Annotated in this window: 18 protein-coding genes; 7 read left to right on the top strand and 11 right to left on the bottom strand. The window is 73.6% G+C overall.

What is annotated here, in order from left to right:
• Nucleotides 1-481: 481 nt before the first annotated feature.
• The 7 genes from O7546_RS17540 (at nt 482) to O7546_RS17510 (ending at nt 9,068) form a co-directional block, all read left to right on the top strand.
• Nucleotides 482-1,630: an ROK family transcriptional regulator gene (locus tag O7546_RS17540; RefSeq protein WP_281599482.1), complete on the top strand. Its 1,149-nt coding sequence runs from the start codon at nt 482-484 to the stop codon at nt 1,628-1,630.
• Nucleotides 1,631-1,835: 205 nt separating this feature from the next.
• A complete protein-coding gene (locus tag O7546_RS17535; RefSeq protein ID WP_194798987.1) occupies nt 1,836-2,888 on the top strand; it encodes an extracellular solute-binding protein in 1,053 nt (350 codons plus the stop codon).
• A 61-nt stretch (nt 2,889-2,949) separates the two neighbouring features.
• Nucleotides 2,950-4,023: an ABC transporter ATP-binding protein gene (locus O7546_RS17530; protein ID WP_269705463.1), complete on the top strand. Its 1,074-nt coding sequence runs from the start codon at nt 2,950-2,952 to the stop codon at nt 4,021-4,023.
• A complete protein-coding gene (locus O7546_RS17525) occupies nt 4,020-5,768 on the top strand; it encodes an iron ABC transporter permease (protein ID WP_281599480.1) in 1,749 nt (582 codons plus the stop codon). Before O7546_RS17530 ends, O7546_RS17525 begins: the two co-directional genes overlap by 4 nt.
• Nucleotides 5,756-6,577: a creatininase family protein gene (locus O7546_RS17520; RefSeq protein ID WP_194798990.1), complete on the top strand. Its 822-nt coding sequence runs from the start codon at nt 5,756-5,758 to the stop codon at nt 6,575-6,577. The genes O7546_RS17525 and O7546_RS17520 overlap by 13 nt, the downstream gene beginning before the upstream one ends.
• A gap of 41 nt (nt 6,578-6,618) precedes the next feature.
• A complete protein-coding gene (locus tag O7546_RS17515) occupies nt 6,619-8,073 on the top strand; it encodes a lyase family protein (protein WP_281599477.1) in 1,455 nt (484 codons plus the stop codon).
• A 95-nt stretch (nt 8,074-8,168) separates the two neighbouring features.
• Nucleotides 8,169-9,068: an ROK family protein gene (locus tag O7546_RS17510; RefSeq protein ID WP_194798992.1), complete on the top strand. Its 900-nt coding sequence runs from the start codon at nt 8,169-8,171 to the stop codon at nt 9,066-9,068.
• A gap of 69 nt (nt 9,069-9,137) precedes the next feature.
• Here the strand turns inward: O7546_RS17510 and O7546_RS17505 are convergent, their stop codons facing one another.
• From O7546_RS17505 to O7546_RS17455, 11 genes are read right to left on the bottom strand one after another with little or no spacing between them, the layout of a single operon-like run.
• Complete coding sequence (locus O7546_RS17505; RefSeq protein ID WP_194798993.1) at nt 9,138-9,887, bottom strand: enoyl-CoA hydratase; 750 nt, start codon at nt 9,885-9,887, stop codon at nt 9,138-9,140.
• Entirely contained in the window at nt 9,884-11,998 is a 2,115-nt protein-coding gene (locus O7546_RS17500; protein WP_281599473.1) for an acyl-CoA dehydrogenase family protein, read from the bottom strand. The genes O7546_RS17505 and O7546_RS17500 overlap by 4 nt, the downstream gene beginning before the upstream one ends.
• Nucleotides 11,995-12,723: a co-chaperone HscB gene (locus O7546_RS17495; protein ID WP_194798995.1), complete on the bottom strand. Its 729-nt coding sequence runs from the start codon at nt 12,721-12,723 to the stop codon at nt 11,995-11,997. The genes O7546_RS17500 and O7546_RS17495 overlap by 4 nt, the downstream gene beginning before the upstream one ends.
• Nucleotides 12,720-13,514 (bottom strand): CoA-transferase, encoded by a 795-nt coding sequence (locus O7546_RS17490; protein WP_281599471.1) that lies wholly within the window; start codon nt 13,512-13,514, stop codon nt 12,720-12,722. The genes O7546_RS17495 and O7546_RS17490 overlap by 4 nt, the downstream gene beginning before the upstream one ends.
• Complete coding sequence (locus tag O7546_RS17485; protein ID WP_281599469.1) at nt 13,511-14,356, bottom strand: SDR family oxidoreductase; 846 nt, start codon at nt 14,354-14,356, stop codon at nt 13,511-13,513. Before O7546_RS17485 ends, O7546_RS17490 begins: the two co-directional genes overlap by 4 nt.
• On the bottom strand, nt 14,353-15,756 hold the full coding sequence (locus O7546_RS17480) for a 3-hydroxyacyl-CoA dehydrogenase NAD-binding domain-containing protein (RefSeq protein WP_281599467.1): 1,404 nt from the start codon (nt 15,754-15,756) through the stop codon (nt 14,353-14,355). Before O7546_RS17480 ends, O7546_RS17485 begins: the two co-directional genes overlap by 4 nt.
• Nucleotides 15,753-16,919: a thiolase family protein gene (locus tag O7546_RS17475; protein WP_194798999.1), complete on the bottom strand. Its 1,167-nt coding sequence runs from the start codon at nt 16,917-16,919 to the stop codon at nt 15,753-15,755. The genes O7546_RS17480 and O7546_RS17475 overlap by 4 nt, the downstream gene beginning before the upstream one ends.
• Entirely contained in the window at nt 16,919-18,253 is a 1,335-nt protein-coding gene (locus tag O7546_RS17470) for an AMP-binding protein (RefSeq protein WP_194799000.1), read from the bottom strand. Before O7546_RS17470 ends, O7546_RS17475 begins: the two co-directional genes overlap by 1 nt.
• Nucleotides 18,250-18,888: a TetR/AcrR family transcriptional regulator gene (locus tag O7546_RS17465; protein ID WP_194799001.1), complete on the bottom strand. Its 639-nt coding sequence runs from the start codon at nt 18,886-18,888 to the stop codon at nt 18,250-18,252. The genes O7546_RS17470 and O7546_RS17465 overlap by 4 nt, the downstream gene beginning before the upstream one ends.
• Nucleotides 18,885-19,718: a cyclase family protein gene (locus tag O7546_RS17460; RefSeq protein ID WP_194799002.1), complete on the bottom strand. Its 834-nt coding sequence runs from the start codon at nt 19,716-19,718 to the stop codon at nt 18,885-18,887. Before O7546_RS17460 ends, O7546_RS17465 begins: the two co-directional genes overlap by 4 nt.
• Nucleotides 19,715-20,869 (bottom strand): acyl-CoA dehydrogenase family protein, encoded by a 1,155-nt coding sequence (locus O7546_RS17455; protein WP_194799003.1) that lies wholly within the window; start codon nt 20,867-20,869, stop codon nt 19,715-19,717. The genes O7546_RS17460 and O7546_RS17455 overlap by 4 nt, the downstream gene beginning before the upstream one ends.
• Nucleotides 20,870-20,969: the final 100 nt, after the last annotated feature.

Below are 20,969 nucleotides of genomic sequence, written 5' to 3'. Positions count from 1 at the left end.
ACGGTCGGCCCGGCACGGGCCGGCTGACACGGTGGCTCGTGCCGGGCCGTGTTGCAGACAGCTGTCCACAGAGGACCGTGAGGTCCTCGGGGGTCGTGGTGCTCGACAACGGGATGGTGGTGCTCGCGCACCGTCACGGGGTGAGTGGTACGCACGGTGGCGACGTCGGTCCACCGGAAGGCCTTCGGGCCGTAACCTAGGGATCTTGCGGAGGCGTCGTCAATAGCTCCGGACGACTTTCTTCCTTATCCGAATAAACGATCGTGCCTGCTCAGGGCGATCATCGGGGGGTCGGCCATGACCTGTGGACAGGCTATGTCCGGTTTTGGGACCCCAATGTGGACCGTAGGGCTCGGTTTTGCGCATCATGTCGGGCTGGCCCCGGCCCGACCGGCTTGTCGGTCGCAGAATTTTCCCTGGTCGGCGGACCGAGATCATCTCGTTACTTGACGGCAGAATTTTTTCTCACTAGGAAGAAAGTGTGCCTGACAAAGCCCCGACCAGCCCGGTCAGCCGTGAGCGGTCCCGTGAGATCAAGCGTCTCTCGGTGATCTTGGCCGCCCGGCAGGCCCGGCGGCTGTCCCGAGTCGACCTGGCCGAGATGACCGGCCTCTCGGCGGCCACTGTGACCGCGCTCGTGCGGGAACTCGTCGCCGAGGGCTACCTCATCGAACGCGGGCCCGGCGCGCCCACCACCGGCCGGCCCCGGGAGATGCTCGAGTTCAACCCCCGCGCCGAGCTCGTCGCGGCGGTGTCACTGGAGCCACCCCGGATCAGCTGCGAGATCGCCGACAGCGAGGGCGCGGTCATCGCGCACCGCGTCGCGCGGCTCGGCGCGAACGTGGTGGAGACCGTCTGCGAGTTCGTCCTCGACCTGGTCGGCGACAATCTGCCCTCGCTGCGCGGCGTCGCCATCGCGGTGCCCGGCGTGTCCAGCAACGGCGCGGTACGCCTCGCGCCGTCGGTCGGACTGGTCGAGGCGTGGCCGATCGGCGAATCCGTGCAACGGCGGCTCGGCGTACCCGTGGTCGTCGACAACGACGTCAACCTCATGGCCGCCGGCGAGTGCGTCGCCGGCGCCGGCGCGGACGTGGCGAACCTGCTGCTGATCCACGTCGCCGACGGCATCGGCGCCGGCCTCGTGCTCGACGGCAAGGTCCGCCGCGGCGCCAGCGGAGCCGCCGGCGAGGTCGGCTTCCTGCCGCTGGGCGGCGCGACCGAGCGCCCCTACAGCGGCGTCGGCGAGTTCGAGGCCCGGTGGTCGGTGAACGCCATCGCGGAGCGGGTCGTCGCGCTCAACCCGGGCCGCCGGCCCGAGTCACCGGTACGGGAGCTGAGCCGGCTCGCCGCGACCTCCGCGCCGGCCCGCGACTACCTCGACGAGGTCCTCGGCGCCTGGGCCGGGCTCATCCTCTCCTGCGCCTGCGTCGTCGATCCGGGGCTGGTGCTGCTCAGCGGCGCCGCCGCCGAACTCGACGACGCGGCCCTCGACCAGCTCCAGACCCTCGTCTCGGCCCGGACCCCGGCTCCCACCGAGGTACGCCGGGCCACCCTCGGCGACCAGGCAGTGCTGCACGGAGCGATCAGCTACGCGCTCTCGGCAGCGGTGCCCCGCCCCTCGCTTCCCTGACCGAACCCGGCCCCGACGACCCCCGACCCCGACCCCGGCACCCACCACCCCGACCCACCACCCACCTCACCGAACGCCGTCGCGGCGACCCGCGTCGTACCCACCGACGACAGGTCGCGGCGCGATGCGTCGCGCCCCGGTCCGGGCGCGACGCGCTGATCTTCCTTCCCGCTTCCGATAGTTCCCCCGCACAGTGGAGGTACCAATGAAACGTCGTTTGGCCCTGGCCGTCGCGTTCAGCGCGCTGCTGGCCGTCAGCGCATGCGGCAGCAGCGACGACGACAAGGACACCGGCTCCTCCGGCTCCGCGTCCGCCGAGAAGGTCGTCATCTACAGCGCCCGCGACAAGTCGGTCACCGACTACGTCGTTGAGCAGTTCACTAACAAGAACCCCGAGTACAAGGGCAAGGTCGAGGTGCTCAACATGGGCGCCCAGGAGGTGCTCGAGCGGGTCCGCGCCGAGAAGGCCAACCCGCAGGCGTCCGTCTGGTGGGGCGGCACCCAGCAGGGCCTCGCCGCCGGCGCGTCCGAGGGCCTGCTGGAGTCCTGGCAGCCGTCGTTCGCCTCGAAGATCGACGCGCGGTACAAGGACGCCGAGGGCCGCTGGTTCGGCGAGATCCTGCTGCCCGAGGTCATCATGTACAACAACAAGGCGCTGACCCCGGAGACCGCGCCGAAGGACTGGGACGACCTGATCGACCCGAAGTGGAAAGACAAGATCATCATCCGGGACGTGGCCGCCTCCGGCACCATGCGCTCGATCTACGCCTCGATGATCCAGCGCTACACGGCCGACGGATCCAACCCGCAGCCCGGCTACGACTGGCTGCGCAAGCTCGACGCCAACACCGTCGAGTACGCCGCCAACCCCAGCGACCTCTACCTGAAGATGTCGCGTGAGCAGGGCGTGGTCAGTGCCTGGAACCTCCAGGACATCCTGCTGCAGGCCAACGAGAAGATGCCGTTCGGCTACGTGATGCCGGCCTCCGGCGCGCCGGTGCTCGTCGACGGTGTGGCCGCGGTCAAGGGCGGCAACAGCGAGGGCGCGAAGAAGTTCCTCGAGTTCCTGTTCGACGACTCGCTGCGGGCCAGCCTCGCAAAGGACTACTTCCAGATCCCCGCCGTCGAGATCGCCGAGAAGCCCGAGTGGCTGACCAAGCTCGACCTCAAGCCGATGGACGTCGACTGGGACGTGATCGGCAAGAACGAGACCGCCTGGATCACCCACTGGAACGCCCAGATCAAGGGCAAGGGCTAAGACGCTCGGAACCGGGCCGTGCTCCGGCACGGCCCGGCTTCGTCCTGGAAGGACCCACGAAATGATCGATGTCCGACTGACGGCGGTCAGTAAGCGCTTCGCCAAGTCGAGCGACTCCGCGGCGGTCGATGACGTCACCGTCACCATCGGGGCCGGCGAGTTCTTCACGCTGCTCGGGCCGAGCGGTTGTGGCAAGACGACGACGCTGCGCATGGTGGCCGGCTTCTACTTCCCGACCTCCGGTCACATCCACTTCGGCGACGACGACGTCACCCACTGGACGCCGAACAAGCGGGACACCGGCATGGTGTTCCAGAACTACGCGCTGTTCCCGCACATGACGGTGGCGCAGAACGTCGCGTACGGGCTCAAGGTCCGCCGGGTCTCCCGCGCCGACCAGGCCCGCCGGGTGGAGGAGGCGCTCGCCCAGGTGCACCTCGCCGGGTACGGCGACCGGCGCATCGACGCGCTCTCCGGCGGCCAGCAGCAGCGCGTCGCGCTGGCGCGGGCCCTGGTGATCCGTCCCCGCACCATGCTGCTCGACGAGCCGCTGTCGAACCTCGACGCGAAGCTGCGCGAGGAGACCCGCGCCGAGATCCGGCGCATCCAGCGGGAGAGCGGCACCACCTCGATCTACGTCACGCACGACCAGGCCGAGGCGATGGCGATGTCGGACCGGATCGCGGTCATGGAGTCCGGCCGGGTCCAGCAGGTCGGCACCCCGCACGAGGTCTACTACCAGCCCGCGAACGCGTTCGTGGCCCGGTTCATCGGACGCAGCAACGTGCTGAGCCTGCCGGTGACCGGCGCGACGGAGCAGCGCGTCCAGGTCCGCCTGCCCGGCGGCGCCACGATCGAGGTGGGTGCTCCCACCGGACACGGGCTCACCGAGGGCGACACCGCCCTGGTCTCGGCCCGCCCCGAGCACATCGCGCTCGGCGGCGACGACGACACGGCGGCCATGCGCGGCCGGGTCAGCCACGTCGAGTTCACCGGCATGGCCACCCACGTCACCGTCGACGTCGACGGCGACGAGGTGATGGCCGCCCTGGTCGACGCGCCCGCCGGGATGGCGCTCGGCGACGTCGTGGGCCTGCGGCTCGTACCGGAGCGGCTCTGGGTGGTCAAGCCGTGACCGCGGCGACGCCGACCGCCCCCGGCTGGGCGGCGGCCCTCGGCCGGCGCCTGGCCGGCGGGGCGAACTCCCGGTGGTTCCCCTACCTGCTGGTGCTGCCGCTGGTCCTGGTGCTGTGGGGCTTCGTCGTGCAGCCGATGTTCGCCACCTTCCGGGAGAGCGTCAGCGCCAACGGCACCGACAACTACCTCCAGTTCCTCTCCTCCTCCGGGGTGGCCCGCGAGTCGCTGTTCACCTCGCTGTTCATCTCCGCGGCGAGCGTGCTGCTCTGCGGCATCGTCGGCGTGGCGATGGCCTTCCTGCTCAAGCGGTTCCACTTCCGCGGCCGGCGGCTCATCGAGGCGTTCATCCTGGTGCCGGCGGCCCTGCCGCCGCTGATCGGCGCCGTGTCCTTCCAGCTTCTCTACAGCAACATCGGCATCGTGCCGCGTGGCCTCCAGGCGCTGCTCGGCACCGACAAGCCGGTCCTGGCCTTCGACGGCATCGCCGGTGTGCTCGTGGTGCACACGTTCACCATGTATCCGTTCTTCTACCTGGCCGCCTCCGCGGCGCTGGCCGGGATGGACCCGTCGGTCGAGGAGGCGGCGTACAACCTCGGCGCGGGCCGGGTACGCGTGTGGCGCACCGTTCTGCTGCCGATGCTCACCCCCGCGCTGATCTCGGCGTCGCTGCTGGTCTTCATGACGTCGCTGGCGTCCTACACCGCGCCACTGCTGTTCAACGTCAGCCAGACCATGACGATGCAGATCTACATCAACCGCACCAACGGCGACCTGCCGATGGCCTCGGCGTACGCCTCCGTGCTCGGCATCGTGTCGATCATCTTCCTGCTGGCCATGCGCTGGTACGAGGGGCGGCGCAACTACCAGTCGCAGTCCAAGGGCATCTCGGCGGTCCGGCGGGAGATCACCAACCCGATCGGCCGCTGGCTCGCCCCGCTCGCCTCGGTGCTGGCCACGCTGGTCCTGCTCGCCCCGGTCGCCGCGATCGCGCTCGTCGCCTTCTCCGCGGATCGGTCCTGGACCACCGAGGTGCTGCCGCCGACGTACACGTTCGAGAACTTCGTGACCATCTTCACCGACCCCAAGGCGTTCGAGCCGATCCTGAACTCGGTGCAGATGAGCCTGCTGGCGGTCGTCGGCTGTGTGGTGATCGGCGTGCTCATCGCGTACGCGGTGCGGCGTCTGACGTTCGTCGGACGCGGCCTGCTCGACGTGGCCGTGATGATCGCCTGGGCGCTGCCCGGCACGGTCGTGGCGATCAACCTGATCTCGGCGTTCAGCACCGGCAACGCGTTCAGCTTCGGGCAGGTGCTGGTCGGCACGTTCTGGATCCTGCCGCTCGCCTACTTCGTGCGGTTCCTGCCGATCGTGTTCCGGTCCAGCTCGGCGACGCTGGCGCTGATCGACCCGTCGCTGGAGGACGCCGCCCGCAACCTGGGCGCCTCCTGGTTGCGCGCCTTCTACACGATCACCGTGCGGCTGATGCTGCCCGGTGTGCTCGCCGGCGCGCTGCTGGCGTTCGTGCACGGCGTCGGCGAGTTCGTCGCCTCGGTGCTGATCTACACCTCGTCGACGGTGCCGATCTCGGTGGCCATCAACAACCGCATGTACAGCTTCGAGCTGGGCACCGCGGCCGCCTACGGCATGCTCCAGGTGCTGCTCATCTTCGTGGTGATGTGGTTCTCCGGGCGGCTGGAGAGCAGCCGCACCGCGACCCGGAGGGCCGAGCAGTGGACGAACTGATCGAGCGGTGGCGGACCGGGGGAGGGCTGCTCCCGGTCACCCGGGTACCCGGGCACGCGTTCGCCGCCGTGACCGAGGCGGCCGACCTGGCGGTGCTGCCGGTCGGCGCGGTCGAGTGGCACGGTCCGCATCTGCCGATCGGAACCGACCTGATCCTGGCCGAGGGCTTCGCCGGGGAACTGGCCACCGGGTCCGCCCGGGCGGTGCTGTTCCCGGCCACGCCGTACGCCGCCTGCCCGGGCCAGACCCGCCCGTGGCCGGGCACCGTGGCGCTGCGGCCGGAGATCGCCGTCGGCTACCTCGCCGACGTGCTCGCCGGCATCGTCGAGGCGGGCTTCACCCGGGTGCTCGTGGTCAACGGGCACGACGCCAACATGTCCACCGTCCGCGCGGCGATGGAGTGGGTGTCCGGCCGGCACCGGGCCAGCATGATGCTGGTGAACTGGTTCCAGCTCGTCGGCCCGGACGAGACCACCGAGATGTTCGGTGAGCTGCCGGCCCGGGGACACGGCGGCGCGTACGAGAGTTCCGCGGTGCTCGGCTTCGACCCGGCCGCGGTACGCCTGGACGCGGCGCCGGACCTGCCGCCCAAGCCGAAACTGCCCACCCCGTACCCGTACGTGCTGGTGGAGTCGCGCCCCGACCCCTGGCAGGGCTGGTCGGGCCACGTCTCGCTGGCAGGTGAGGAGGCCGGCGGCCGGATCCGCGCCACCGCCGGCGCCCGCCTGCGCGAGCTGGTCGGGGCGTGGCTCGCCGCGCCGCTGCCGGGGCCGCCCGGCGCCGACCGGCCCGACCAGCCGACCGGATGACAGTCACGCCCCAGGACCACGCACCACCTCGGGAGGCCTCCATGAGCCCGTCACTGACCGTCTACCAACAGCACCACCTGCGCGTCGTGTTCGACCACCACGTCGCCAACCTCTACCCGGCGATGGTCACGGCCAGCAAGGCCCACGTCGTCATGCTCGCCGAGCAGGGACTGATCTCCGACGAGGCCGCCGCGACGATGCTGCGCGGCCTGGTCACCCTCACCGGTGACCGGCCCGAGGAACTGGAGTACGACGGCAGCGTCGAGGACGTCTACTACACGCTGGAGAAGCGCCTCGCCTCCGCGGCCGGCATCGAGGTGTCGCAGCTCAGCGTGCAGCTCGCGCGCAGCCGCAACGACCTCGACGCCGGCGTCTTCCGGATGGTGCTGCGTGACCAGTTGCTCCAGGTGCTCGACGCCCTGCTGGCCACCGGCCGTACCGTGCTGGACCGCGCGGACCGGCACGCCGACGTGGTGATCACCGGCTACACGCACCGCCGCCCGGCCCAGCCGACAAGCATCGGGCACGTCTTCGCCGGCTACGCCGAGGCGCTCGCCGGCGAGGCCGCCGCGTACGCCGGCCTGCTGGACGAGATGAACCGCTCGCCGCTGGGCTCCTGCGCCTTCGCCGGCACCGACCTGGACATCTCGCCGCGCCGGCTGGCCGACCTGCTCGGCTTCGACCAGCTCATCGTCAACTCGTACGAGGCGGTGGCCGGCGCCGACCACCTGGTCCGGGTCGCCACGCTCAACGCGCAGGCGCTCGCCACCGGCGCCCGGCTCGCCCGCACCCTGATGGACTGGCTGAGCTGGGGCTGGGTGGTCACGCCCGGCGAGTTCACCCAGGGCAGCAGCATCATGCCGCAGAAGCGCAACCCGGTGGTGCTGGAACACCTCGTCTCGATGGCCGGCGCCGCCGCGGCCGACGCGGCGAGCGTGCTCAACAACGTGGGCGCCGCCTGGTGGGAGGACTCGAACAACGCCACCACCGACGTGCAGTCCCGGCTCTGGGAGGGCGACGACCGGGCGTACCGCTTCTTCTCCCTGCTCGGTGGCCTGATCGAGAAGCTGGATCCGCAGCGCCCGCCGTCCGGCGAGGAGATCGTCGCCTCCGGCGCCACCACCACCGCGGCGGCCGACGCGCTGGCCCGCCACGGCGTGCCGTTCCGGGGCGCCCACTCGCTGCTCGGCCGGCTGGTCCGCGGCGGCGCGCCGGCGACCTGGACCGAGGAACTGGTCCGGTCCACCGCCGCCGACCTCGGCCTGGCGCTCGACGACGCCGCGGTACGGGACCTGCTGGCCGCCGCGGTCCGCCCCGAACTCGTGCTGCGCCGCGCCCAGGCCGACGGCCCCGGCGAGGCGGCCGTCCGGGACCAGGTCGGACGACTGTCTACAATGCTCGACGCGGTGCAGGAGCGGGCGCAGGCGTTGCGCGAGCGGCTGACCCGTGCCGACGCGGCTCTCGCCGAGGCGGTCGCGGCGAGGGTAGGCCCGTGACGGGGCGGCAGACGCAGCTGGCCGTGGTCGCGGACGTCGTGTCGCGGCGACCACGTGATCTGGACCGACGGCCCGAAGGGCGATCTGACATCACCATGGAACGACCGGCAAATCCGCGCCTGCTCGGCATCGACTTCGGCGGCACCAAGATGGCCATCGGCGTGGGCGACACCGACGGCCGGCTGCTCGTCTCCGAGCGCCTGCCCACGATCGCCGAGCAGGGCGCGCAGCAGGCCCTCTCCCGGGCCCTGGACCGGGCGTGCGAACTCGCCGAGCAGACCGGCGGCACGATCGTCGCGGCGGGCATCGCCTCGCCCGGCGTCGTCCACGACGACGGCATCGAACTGGCGCCGAACGTGCCCGGCTGGGAGCAGTTGCGGCTGGCCGAGGCGGTCCGCGCCCACCTGAACCTGGCGCACGTGCGGGTGACGAACGACCTGAAGGCGGCGGCCCACGCCGAGTTGCGGCTCGGTGCGCTGCGCGACGCCGATCCGGGACTCGTCGTCGGGCTCGGCACCGGGGTGGCCGCGGCGGTGACGGTGAACGGCGAGGTGCTGCCGGGCCGCCACGGCGCGGCCGGCGAGATCGCCTACGGACTGACCGACCTCAGCTGGCCGCCCCGGCTGGAACCGATGCTGGAGGCGACGTTCTCCGGCCGGGCCCTCGACGAGCTGGCGCAGCGCCTCGGCGTCGACGGCCGGGCGGCCGGCCTGTGCGCCGCCGCGGAGCAGCCCGGCCCGGTACGCGAGCAGCTCCGCCTGCGCGTCGACGAACTGGCCCGCCAGCTGGTCACCTGCTGCCTGCTGCTCGACCCGCAGCGGATCGTGCTGGTCGGCAGCGTCGCCGGCAACGACCTGGTGCGGGAGTTGCTGACCGAACGGCTCACGCACACGCTGCCGTACCCGCCGGAGGTCGTGCTGTCGGACTTCGCGCAGGACGCCGCGCTGCTCGGCGCGCTCGCCCTGGCCACTGAGGCCCAGCCCGCCGCGGTCTGACCGCCACCACCGTGGAACGCCGCCGGGCGGGGCGCAGCGGTGCGCCCCGCCCGGTCCGGTGCGGCCGGATCACCTGCGGAACGCGGCTACCGCCTCCTGGATCGCCGGCCCGGTCGCCGAGGACGCCTGCGCCCACGACTCGAACTCCAGGGCGGCGGCGAAACCGGCCGTCTCCGCGGTGCGCACCGACGTCTTGATGTCCCGGGCCAGCGCCGGGTCCAGCGCCGCCCACCGTTCGGCGCGCTCGTGCGCGGCGGCCAGCGGGTCGTCCGCGAGCGTCGCGGCGAGCCCGACGCGTACCGCCTCGGGGCCGTCCACGCTCCCGCCGTCGAGCAGCAGTTGCAGGGCGCGTTCCGGGCCGAGCGCCCGGGTGAGGAACCAGGTGCAGCCCCCGCCGGGGTGCAGGCCGAGCTTCGTGAACGAGGCGATCAGCTTCGCCTTCGGCCCGACGATCCGGGTGTCGCACGCGAGCGCCAGGTTCAGCCCGGCGCCCACCGCCGGTCCCTGCACGGCGGCGATCGTCGGGATCGGCAGCGCCAGTACCCGCAGGAAGCTGTCGTAGACGCGGTGCAGGTCGGCGCGGATCTCCGCGACGCTGCGGCCGGGCTCGCCGAACATGGCGGGCAGGTCGGCGCCGGCGCAGAAGGCCGTACCCGCGCCGGTGACCACGAGCGTGCGGGCGTGCCGGTCGGCCGCCACCTCGGCGATCGCGTCGCCGAGCGCGTCGCGCATCTCCGCGTCGATGGCGTTGCGCCGGTCCGGGTCGTTCAGCGTGAGCGTCCAGCGCCCGTCCGCGTTGTGCAGTTCCACTTTGCTCATGACTCATCCTCCTGCTCGGTCAGCCAGGACCAGACGCCTGCGCTGCCGCGCGGCACCAGCGCCGCGCCGAGCGTGGCGGCCCAGAACCGCTGGGTGCCGTTCTCGTCCCGCCAGGACCAGAGCCTGCGGGTGGACAGGTGCAGCGGGTGCTCGCGGGTCACGCCCATCGCCCCGTGCAGTTGGTGCGCACCGCGCGCCACCAGGGTCGCGGCCCGGCCGGTGAGCACCCGCGCGGCGGCCACCCGCAGCGGGTCCGGGCCGGCCAGCGCGGAGTCCAGCGCGGTGCCGGCCAGCAGCGTGTGCGCGGTCATCCGGGCCAGCGTCTGGCCGACCGCCTGGAACGCCAGCAGCGGCCGGCCGAACTGCTCCCGCGTCGTCACGTGCTGCCGGGTGTGCTCCACAGCGGTCTCCAGCGCGCCGGTGAGCGCGGCGGCGGTCAGCACCGCCGCCTCGGCGCGTACCGTCGCGGCGGGCGCGACGCCGGTGAGCCGCACGCCGTCGGTGACCGGCACGTCGAGCGTCATGTCGTCGCGTGGCTCGGCGGCCAGGTTGCGGCCGGGGGTGACCCGCACGCCGGGGTGGTCGGCGGGCACCACGAACGCGTCGTCGCCCGCGTACACCAGCAGTGTCCGCGCGGCGGCGGCCCACGGCACGCGGGCGGCGGTGCCGCGCAGCCGCCCGCCGGTCACCGCGAGCCCGTCGCCGGTGACCACCGTGGCGACGCCGTCGGGCAGGCCGCGACCGGCGGCGGCGAGCTGCCGGGCGGCCAGCACGGTCTCGGCCAGCGGCAGGGAGACGCCGTGGCGGCCCAGCCCGCGTACGAGCGCCGCCAGGTCGGTCAGCGTGCCGCCCGAGCCGCCCGCGCCCTCCGGCACCGACACGCCGGTCCAGCCCAGCCGGTGCACCGTGGACCAGAGCGCGGGCAGGCCCTCCGGGTCGCCGCCGTGCCCGCCGAGCACGTCGTCGGCCAGTTCCCGCAGCTCGTCGCCGCCGTGCCGGGGCGCCCGGGCGGCACCCTTGGCGATGATGGTGCGCAACACCTCGGTGGTGCCGCCGCGGATGGAGAAGCCCGGCGCGGCCAGCAGCCCCTGCGCGAGCAACCCGGCCGGTCCGTCGCCGTCGGGTTCGGGCTCGACGTCGAGCACGGCACGGGCGATCTCGTTGACGTCGGCCTCGAACTCGGTGCCCAGGTCCTTCAGCACCGCCGCCGCGTGCACCGGGGCCTGCCCGGCGTCCAGCTCACCGGCGATCCGCCAGGCCAGGCCGCGCAGCCCGGCCAGCCGGGCCAGCGCCTCGCCCAGCGCGGCGTCCGCGTCCCGCCGCGCGGCGCACGCATCGACGGTGGCGGCCAGCAGCGGGTACGTGCTCAGCACCCGCTCCATCCCGCCGCGCTCGAAGGACAACTGCTCGGTGACCTGCGTCCAGCCGTTGCCGGCGGTGCCCAGCACGTGGTCGCCGGGCACGTGCACGTCGTCGAAGAGGACCTCGTTGAAGTGGTGCTCGCCGCGCAGGTCGACGATCGGCCGGACGGTCACGCCGGGCGCGGACATGTCCACGATCAGCTCGGTCAGGCCCTCGTGCCGGTCGCCGCCGGTGCCGGTGCGGCACAGCACGTACGCGTGCGTGGACCGGTGGGCGTGGCTGGTCCAGATCTTGCCGCCGGTGAGCCGCCAGCCGTCGCCGTCCGGGCTGGCGGTGGTACGCACCGAGGCGAGGTCGCTGCCGGACTCGGTCTCGCTCATGCCGAGGCAGAACGTCACCTTCCCGGCGGCGATCGCCGCCAGGTACCGCTCGCGCAGCGTGGGGGAGCCGTACCGCAGGACGGCCGGGCCGATCTGCCGGTCCGCGATCCAGTGTGCGGCCACCGGCGCCCCGGCGCGCAGCAGCTCCTCGGTGACCACCAGCCGGGCCCGGTTCGAGCGGGCCTGCCCGCCGTACTCGCGCGGCCAGGTCAGGCCGATCCAGCCCCGGTCCGCCAGCGCGCGGCTGAACTCCGTGTCGTACGAGCGCAGCCACGCGTCGCACACCGGTCGGAACCGGTCGCCGTCGTGCCACTCGCCGACCAGGCTCCGCACCTGCCGGCGCAGCTCACCGAGATCGTCGTCAGTCATCCTCTGTCCGTTCCCTTCGCCACTGAGTAGCCGCGTACGGCGGCCCGCCGCAGCACGTCCACGGCCGCGGCGCGTTCGGCGGTGCCGACCGGCGGCCGGGGCACCGCGCCGTCGACCGGTACGCCGAGCGCGGCCAGGTGGGCGCGCAGCACCTCGCCGTCCGCGGTGACCTCCTCCAGCCGGGGATCGGCGCCCAGCCGCACCACGCCCCACCGGGTGTGCAGCCGCACCAGCGCGTCCGGCGCGGGCGCGGCGGTCACGTGCTCGACCGCCCGCACGATCCGGCGCGGATCCCGGGCGCCGTGCAGCAGCACCAGTTCCCGTGCCGCCGCCGCGATGTCGGCCGCGCCGCCGCCACCTGGTAGCCGTACCGTGGGCCGCTCCCGGGGGCCCAGGTACGACGAGTTGATCCGGCCGCGCAGGTCGACGTTGCCGGCGTCGAGCACCACCCGGTCGAACCGGTGTCCCATCGCCAGCAGCACGTCGGCGGTGCCGCCCAGCCAGCCGAACCCGCCGGCGTACGCCGGGTAGTCGGTGGTGCTCGTCGGCACGTCGTCGCCGGGCCGGTGCGCACTGGCGCCGGCCTCGAAGACCTGGCTGAACGGTTCGCCGGGCAGCGCGTACGCGCACTGGCCGGCGAGCACCGGCCAGTGGAAGCCGGTGAACACCCAGCCGCCGCGCCGGAACTCGCGCGCCGCCCGGACCAGGAAGTCCGCGGTGCTCACCGCACCTCCTCGGCCAGCCACCGCCGGAAACCGTCAACGGTGGCCGAGCAGCGGGCGTACCGCTCGTACGCCCGCACGTCCCGCGGGTACCGGCCGACCGCGCCGTCGGGGCGTACCGCGCCGGGGTGTTCGACCACCGTGTCGACGAGCAGCCCGGGGATGCTGATCCCGGCGGCGCGTACCGTCTCGGCGTCGGTGACCTCCTCGGCGACGAGCACCGTGCGGCGGGCCGCCTGGGCGGCGACGAGCACCTCACCCAGCGGACCGCGGATCACCCCGTTGCCGTCTTCGTCAGCCAGGTCCACGTGCACGAACGCCACGTCGGGCCGCTCGGCCCGGACCACCCGGGCCGCCCCGAACGCCGAGTCCACCCGGGACAGCCGGCCCCGGCTCCAGTCCTCGTCCAGGTAGCCGGTGCCGGGCAGGTCCGGCACCGGCATGAACGGCACCCGCCAGGCGCCGGCGGTGAGCGCGGCGGTGAGCAGCCCGAGGCTCAGCTCGTGCAGCGTGACGCGGGCGTCGCCGTCCTGCGCGGCCCGCCGGAAGTTCCAAGCCGGCGCCGGGCCGACCGGGCTCCAGCAGTGGCCGTACGTGGCCGAGCGCAGCACCCCCGCGCCGAGCAGCTGGTCCATCAGCAGCCCGCCGGAGGCGATCACGACGTCCACGTCCCGGATCCGCTGCCGGATCATCTCGTGACCCACGGCGAACAGTTGCGCGCCGAAGTTGCCCAGGTAGACCCGCCGGCCGGGGCCGACGTGCTCGGCCACGACGTCGGCGAGGGCGCGGCTCACCGGTACGCCTCCGCCAGCATGTGCAGCCCCGGGCCCAGGTGCGCGCCTCCGTCGAGCTGGACGAGCTGACCGGTCATCATGGCGGCGGCCGGGCCGGCCAGGAACGCCACCAGCTCGGCGACCTCCTCGGCGCGTGTCGGGCGGCGCAGCGGCGTGGCCCGGTCCACCAGGTTGTCCCGCACGTGCCGGTCCGCCTCCGCGTCGAGCGCGGCGGTGAGCACCGTACCCGGCCCGAGGCAGTTGAGCCGGATGCCGTCGGCGGCCCACTCCAGGGCCAGCGTGCGGGTCAGCCCGAGCACGCCGGCGCGGGCCGCGACCGCGTGCGCCATGCCCTGCCCGCCGCGTTCCACCCCGGACAGCGACATGTTCACCACCGCGCCGCGGCTGCGCCGCAGGTACGGGTACGCGGCGGTGGTGAGGTGGAAGACGCTGGTGAGGTTCAGGTCGACCACCGCGGCCCAGCCGCGCGCCGAGATCCGCGCGGCGGGGGCGAAGAACTGCCCGCCGGCGTTGTTCACCAGCAGGTCGATCCCGTGGGCGTCGCCCACCTCGGCGACGGTGGCGGCGGTACGGGTGTGGTCGCGGACGTCGCAGACCGCGTACGTGTAGCGGCCGTCCCCGCCGGCGGCCTCGCCGGTGGCCGCGCCGCCGTTGGCCAGCTCTCCGGTGGCGGCGAGCGTGTCGGCGTGCCGGCCCAGTCCGGTGACGTGGGCGCCCAGCTCGACCAGGCGTACCGCCACCGCCCGGCCGATGCCGCTGCCGGCGCCGGTGACCACCGCGTGCCGTCCGGCGAGCACACCCGGGCGCAGCACGCGCACGTCGCTGTCGTCGTCCCGCGTCACCGGGCGGCCCTCGCCTCGCCGATCGCCTGCCGCCGCAGCAGTTGCGCCGGCCGGTAGCGGGGGTCGCCGAACGCGTCAGCCATCGACCGCAGGGCCTCGTACACCGTCCCCGCCCCGGCGGACCGCAGCGTCTCGAACGGCCCACGCGGATGGTTCATCGCCAGGCGCAGCGCCACGTCCACGTCCTCGGCGGTGGCGGTGCCCTCCTCGACCACCGTGGCCGCCTCGTTCACCAGGCAGTGGGCGAGCCGGTCGCCGACCAGGCCGGGCAGCGCCGGCACCCGCACCGACGGCGCGCCGAGGTGATCCAGCAGCCGGTCGACGAAGGCGGGGACGGTGATGCCCGCTACCGGGTCCTCGACGACCTCGGCGAACACGGCGTCGTCGGCGCGCCGGTGCAGCCGGATCCAGCCGACCTCCGGGGGAAGCACGTCGGCCCAGCCGGCGTCCGAGCTGTCCAGCACCACGTTCTGCCGGGCCGCCAGCCCGGCCAGCTCCGACACCCGCTGCGGGGTCGGCGCGCCGAGGCTGACCACGGGGGCTGCCGGGCCGTTCGGTTGCCCCGGCTGCCGGACCACCCGGGCGTTGGCGTCGCGCGGCGACTCGGTGGCGTAGTCGTAGAAGCCGCGGCCGGCCGCCTTGCCGGTCAGGCCGGCCCGGACCAGGCCGCGCACCTGGGGGATGGGCCGGTAGCGGGGGTCGCCGAACTCGCGCAGCGCGGTCTCCGAGGATGCCAGGTGGGTGTGCAGCCCGGTGAAGTCGAGCAGTTGCAGCGGTCCCATCGGGTGCCCGAGCGCGCCCCGGGCGACCGCGTCCACCACCGCCGCCTCGACGCCCTGCGCCAGGAGGAGCTGCGCCTCGTAGTACAGCGGCCGGCAGATCCGGTTGACGATGAAGTTCGGCGAGTCCCGGCACACCACGGCGGTCTTGCCGAGCGACTCCACGAGCGCCAGCGCCCGCCGCACCGTCGTCGCGTCGGTGGCCGCGCCGACGATCACCTCCACCAGGCGCATCCGGGTGGGCGGGTTGAAGAAGTGCAGGCCGAGCAGGCGTTCCGGGGCGCCGAACGCGCGGCCCATCTCGTTGACGCTCAGCGACGAGGTGTTCGAGGCGACGAGCAGGTCCGGGCCGCCCGCGGCGGCGACCCGGGCGAGCAGGTCGCGCTTGGCTGCCATGTCCTCCAGGATCGCCTCGACCAGCACGTCCGCCCCGGCGAGCGCGGTCTCGACGTCGGCGGCGGCGTCGAGGTCGCCGGTCGCGCCGTCGGCGCGGATCCGCTCCAGGCCGGCGCGGCCCAGCTCGGCGGTGGCGTCGACGACCCGGACGGTGTGCCCCGCCGCGGCGAGGACCTGTGCGATGCCCCGGCCCATCGGGCCCAGGCCGACCACGACGGCGATCACCGGGTCACCCGCTCGATCACGGCGGCGATGCCCTGCCCGCCGCCGACGCACAGGCTCGCCACGCCGTATCGGCCGTCGCGGCGGGCCAGCTCGTGCAGCAGCGAGACGACCAGCCGGGCGCCGCTCTGGCCGGTCGGGTGACCGAGGGCGATTCCGCCGCCGTTGACGTTCACCCGCTCCTCGTCCAGGCCGAGCGCGCGGACGTTCTGCACGATCTGCGCCGCGAACGCCTCGTTGATCTCGAACAGGTCCACGTCGCCGACGGTCAGCCCGGCCCGGCGCAGCGCGAGCGGGATGGCCTCGGCCGGTCCGACGCCCATCATCGTCGGGTCCACGCCGACCGCCGCGAACCCGACGATCCGGCCCAGCGGGGTCAGCCCGTGCCGCCGTACCGCCTCGCCGCTCGCCACCACGACCGCCGCGGCGCCGTCGGCCATCTGGCTGGCGTTGCCCGCGGTGACCGTGCCGCCGTCGGTGAAGGACGGACGCAGCCGGGCGAGCCGGTCCGGTGTGGTGTCGGGGCGTACCGTCTCGTCGCGGTCCAGCTCGTCCAGCGGCAGCACCTCCCGCGCCGCCGCGCCGGACTCCCAGGCCCGGGCCAGCCGCTGGTGGCTGCGCGCCGACCAGGCGTCCTGGTCGGCGCGGGACACCCCGAACTCACGGGCCACCTTCTCCGCGGTCTCGCCCATGCTCATGCCGCAGATCGGGTCGGTGCCGCCGTCGCGCCAGCCGTCCTGGAGCAGGACGTCGCCGCGCCGCACCCCGTCCCAGCGCAGCGTGTACGGCGCCAGGTAGGGCATCGTGCTCATGCTCTCCGCGGCCACCGCGAGCGCCACGTCGGCCTCGCCGGCCAGCACCGACCGGTGGGCGAGCTGCACCGCCTTGAGGCCGGAGGCGCACGCCATGTTGATCGTCTGGGCCGGCACCGGCACCGGCACGCCCGCCGCGAGCGAGATCTGCCGACCCGGGTTCGGGCCGTTGCCGGCCTGGCGGCAGTTGGCGACCACCGTCTCGTCCACCGCCTCGGCGGGCACCCCGGCCCGCGTCAGCGCCTCGGCGCCGGCCAGCCCGCCCAGGCGCACCACCCGTACGTCGCGCAGCGCGCCGCCGTACCGGCCGTGCGGGGTGCGCACGGCGCCGACCAGGAACGCTTGCCTGTCCATCACGGAGCCTCTCGGTCGGCGCGTACGACGCGCTTGCTCTTGTGGGTGCTGCGCGGCAGCGTGCCCTCGGGGACGGTCTCCACCACCGCGCGCACCGTCAGCTCGGCGCGCACGGCGTGCGCCAGCTCGCGGGCCACCCGCTTGTCGTCCCCGGTCACCTCGACGCGCAGCTTGATGCCGGTGAGGTAGCCGGTCGCCGGGTCGGTGACGTCCTCGTCGAGGAGGATGAGGTATTCGCCGCAGGTGCCGGGCGTGGCGCGGACGACCTGCTCGACGGCGGAGGGGAACAGGTTGACCCCGCGTACCACCAGCATGTCGTCGGCCCGGCCGACGACGCCGCCGGGCAGCCGGGCGAGCGTGCGCCCGCACGGGCAGGCCGTGCTGTCGCGGACCACCACGTCGCCGGTCGCCCACCGCACCAGCGGGCTCGCCCGCTTGTCCAGGTGGGTGAGCACCAGCAGGCCGGGGGTGCCGTCGGGCACCGGCTCGTGGGTGTACGGGTCGAGCACCTCGGCGTACGCGAAGTCCTCGGCCAGGTGGCCGCCGGCCTGTTCCTCGCACTCCCAGGCGATCGGCTGGAACTCCAGGCTGCCGTAGCCGTCGAAGCACTTCGCGCCCCACCGCTGCTCGATGTGCGCGCGGGTGGCCGGCACCCCGGCGCCCGGTTCGCCGCCGACCTGGATCCGCCGCACCGGTGAGTCGCGCAGCGGCGTGCCGGCCCGTTCCGCCGTCTCGGCCAGGTGCAGCATGAACGACGGCGTGCCGCCGACGGCTGTGGTGCCGTACCGGAAGATGGTGTCGATCTGACGCTGGGTGTCGCCGGACCCGGCGGGCAGCAGCGTCACGCCGATGCGCTGGTAGCCCGCCGTGGCGCCGAGCCCGCCGACGAACCAGGCGTAGCTGAACAGGCACTGGTAGACGTCGGTGTCCCGCACGCCCTGGCTGTACGCGGCCCGCGCGTACAGGTCGGCCCAACGGTCCAGGTCGTGCGCGGTCCACAGCACCGGGGTCGGGTTCGAGGTGGTGCCGGAGGAGAAGTGCACCCGGCGGCGGTCGGCCACCGGCGCGGCGACGGCGCTGCCCCACGGCGGGTGGGCGGCCAGATCGGCCACGTAGTCGGCCTTGCCGACCAGCGGCAGGCGGCGCAGGTCGGCCAGGTCCCGGACGTCGCCCGGGTGGAAGCCGAGCGCGTTCCACCGGGTGCGGTAGAAGTCGCTGGCAGCGTACACGTAGGACAGCTGCGCCTTCAGGCGGGTGAGCTGGTACGCGGCCAGCCGCTCGCGCGGCCACGTCTCGGCCTCGTGCCAGTGGCGCGCGGAGAACGGCCCGGTCATCGCGGGCTCCGGCGCAGCCCGCCGACGATGAAGTCGGCGTACTCGTCGGCGAGCCGCTGACGGGTGTTGTAGTCGCCGCGCTGCGGGTCGTACCAGAGGCTGATCCAGTTCAGCGCGCCGAGCAGCGGCTTGGTGGCCAGCCGGCTGTCCACCTCGCGGAACACCCCGGCCTGCCGGCCCTCGTCGATGACGTCGGCGAAGATCTGCTCGTACCGGTCGCGCATGGCGATCACGGTCTCCAACGCCTGCTGCTGGGCCGGGGCCTCACCGAGGCGGCGCATCTCGACCGCGCGCATCGCCACCCGCTGGAACGAGTTGCGGGTCATCATCAGCCCGGCGTGGTGGTGCGCCATCCGCCAGAGCCGGGTGGCCGGGTCGAGGCCGCCGTTGCCGGCGATCGGTTCGATGCCGTCGATCAGCTCCTGCATACCGGTGGTGACGATGTCCAGGAAGACGTCCGCCTTCGCCCGGTAGTAGTGGTAGACGCGCCCCTTCGTGGCGCCCATCTCGCGGGCGATGTCGTCGATGGTGGTGGCCGCGTACCCGTTGCGGGTGAACGCGGTGGCGGCTGCTTCCAGGATGTCCCGCCGGCCGGGGGCGGCCGGGCGCGCGGTGGCGTCGTCGTCGGCGGTCATGCGGTGGTCTCCGGTGCGGTGGTGTCGGGTACGACGGCGAGCGGGCGGATCGGTGATCCGGTGCCGCCGCGGATGGACAGCGGGGCGGCGATGAAGAAGAAGTCCCAGACCTCCTCGGCAGCCAGCGGCGCGAGGTTCATCGCCTCCATGATCGGTACGCCGTGGTCGACGAGCAGGTGGCAGTGCACCGCGAGCGCGGGGCTGGGCATGTGCTCGAACGCGATGGTGTCCGCGCCTGCCGCCACCACGCCGTGGTCGGTGAGCCAGCGCGCGCCGCTGACGTCCACGCCGGGTGCGCCGGTGGCGACACCGAGGTACGCGGCGTTGTCCGTCCACTTCTCGTCCCAGCCGGTGCGCACCAGCACCACGGCACCGGGGCGGGGGCGGGGCCGGTCGGCGAACCAGCGCTCGAACAGCTCCGCGCCGACGCCGTCGGCGGGTGTCAGCGGCCGGCCGAGCGCGACTGTCGCGTCCACCAGGTGACCGGCCGCCAGCATCGGCGGCAGCTCGTGCACCGACACGTCCGGCACCCCGCCGGCGTACGACTGGCTCGCGGTGACGTCCACGCCGCCGTACACCTTGCCGAGCCGGGAGACGTGGGCGAGGCCGTCGACGTGGGTGCCCACGTGCCCGCCCGTGGTGATCATCTCGGCGGCGGCGGAGACGCCGTCCGGGTACATGATCTCGCCGTGCCGCTTGGTCAGCGTGAAGCTGTACGGCGGGTGGTTCGGGTGGTGCGGGATGCCTGTGTACATCTGCTGCGCCAGGTCGAACACCCGGGTCGGGCCGGACGCGGGCCAGTCGACGCGCAGCCGCCAGGGCGCGCTCATGCCGCCACCGACGCCTTGATCGCCCGGCCCAGCACCAGCCGCTGGATCTCCGAGGTGCCCTCGTAGATCTCCAGGATCCGCTGGTCCCGGTAGAGCCGCTCGGCCGGGCAGGGCTTGCAGAAGCCGTCGCCGCCGAACACCTGCACCGCGGTGTCGACCGCGCGGTGCGCGACCTCGCTGGCGTACAGCTTGGCCATCGCGCCGAGGATGCCGACGTCGCCGCCCTCCTGGTGCGTCCGGGCCGCCTCGAAGGTGATCATCCGGGCGGCGGTGATGCCGGTGGCGACGTCCGCCAGCGGGAAAGAGATGCCCTGGTTGTCGATGATCGGCCGGCCGAACGTCTCCCGCCGGGTCGCCTCCCGCGACGCGACGTCGAAGCCGGCCAGGGCGACGCCGAGCGACTGGGCCGCGACGCTGATCCGCCCGGCGGACAGCGTCTGCATGGCCAGCCGCATGCCCCGGTTGAGGTCGCCGAGCACGTCGCCGTCGGGCACCCAGGTGTCCAGCTTGAGGTTGCTGGTGAGCGTCCCGCGGATGCCCATCTTGTCCTCGTACCTGTCGATGACCACGCCGTCGGCGTCCTTGTCCACCAGGAACGCGGTGATGCCGCGGGTGCCGGCCTGCGGGTCGGTGAGCGCGAAGACCACGTAGTACCGCGATGCGCCGCCGTTGCCGATGTAGATCTTCTCGCCGCGCAGCCGCCAGCCCGCGCCCTCACGCTCGGCGGTGGTGCGGATCCGGGCGGCGTCGCTGCCGGCGCCCTCCTCGGTCAGCGCGAAGCTGATCGCCTCGCCCCGGGCCAGACCGCCCAGGTAGCGCTCGCGCTGTTCGGGGGTGCCGGCCAGCACCAGCGGGGTGGCGCCCAGCGCGTACGCGGTGAGGATCGCGCCGGTCGACGGGCAGGCGCGGGAGACCTCCTCGATGACCGCGCAGGCGGTGACGAACGACGCGCCCCGCCCGCCGTGCTCGCGCTCCACGAGCAGCCCGGCCAGCCCCTCCTCGACGAGCACCCGAACGCTCTCCCACGGGTAGCGCTGCTCCCTGTCGAGTTCCTCGGCCAGCGGCGCGAAGTGGCGCGCCGCCACGTCCCGGGCGAGGTCGCGCCAGTGGCGTCCCTCGTCGTCCAGGCGTGGCTCCCAGATCACGGACACGTGGTGCCTCCCGGTTCTCCGGCGCGGGCCGGTCGTTGCGCGCCGCGCCATACCGTTGCGTATGTCGAGATGTCTAGGCGGTGCTTGTTGTCGGTGTCAA

The organism is Micromonospora sp. WMMA1976, from assembly GCF_027497335.1.
Classification (GTDB): Bacteria; Actinomycetota; Actinomycetes; order Mycobacteriales; family Micromonosporaceae; genus Micromonospora; species Micromonospora aurantiaca.
Note: the sequence above shows the minus strand (reverse complement) of the source record. Positions and strands in the feature narration are given on the sequence as shown.

Excerpts from the sequence above, each read along its gene's own strand:
- O7546_RS17535 (WP_194798987.1), top strand. The coding sequence starts at position 1,836 with ATGAAACGTCGTTTGGCCCTGGCCGTCGCGTTCAGCGCGCTGCTGGCC.
- O7546_RS17530 (WP_269705463.1), top strand. The coding sequence starts at position 2,950 with ATGATCGATGTCCGACTGACGGCGGTCAGTAAGCGCTTCGCCAAGTCG.
- O7546_RS17515 (WP_281599477.1), top strand. The coding sequence starts at position 6,619 with ATGAGCCCGTCACTGACCGTCTACCAACAGCACCACCTGCGCGTCGTG.
- O7546_RS17510 (WP_194798992.1), top strand. The coding sequence starts at position 8,169 with ATGGAACGACCGGCAAATCCGCGCCTGCTCGGCATCGACTTCGGCGGC.
- O7546_RS17505 (WP_194798993.1), bottom strand. The coding sequence starts at position 9,887 with ATGAGCAAAGTGGAACTGCACAACGCGGACGGGCGCTGGACGCTCACG.
- O7546_RS17500 (WP_281599473.1), bottom strand. The coding sequence starts at position 11,998 with ATGACTGACGACGATCTCGGTGAGCTGCGCCGGCAGGTGCGGAGCCTG.
- O7546_RS17475 (WP_194798999.1), bottom strand. The coding sequence starts at position 16,919 with ATGGACAGGCAAGCGTTCCTGGTCGGCGCCGTGCGCACCCCGCACGGC.
- O7546_RS17470 (WP_194799000.1), bottom strand. The coding sequence starts at position 18,253 with ATGACCGGGCCGTTCTCCGCGCGCCACTGGCACGAGGCCGAGACGTGG.
- O7546_RS17465 (WP_194799001.1), bottom strand. The coding sequence starts at position 18,888 with ATGACCGCCGACGACGACGCCACCGCGCGCCCGGCCGCCCCCGGCCGG.
- O7546_RS17460 (WP_194799002.1), bottom strand. The coding sequence starts at position 19,718 with ATGAGCGCGCCCTGGCGGCTGCGCGTCGACTGGCCCGCGTCCGGCCCG.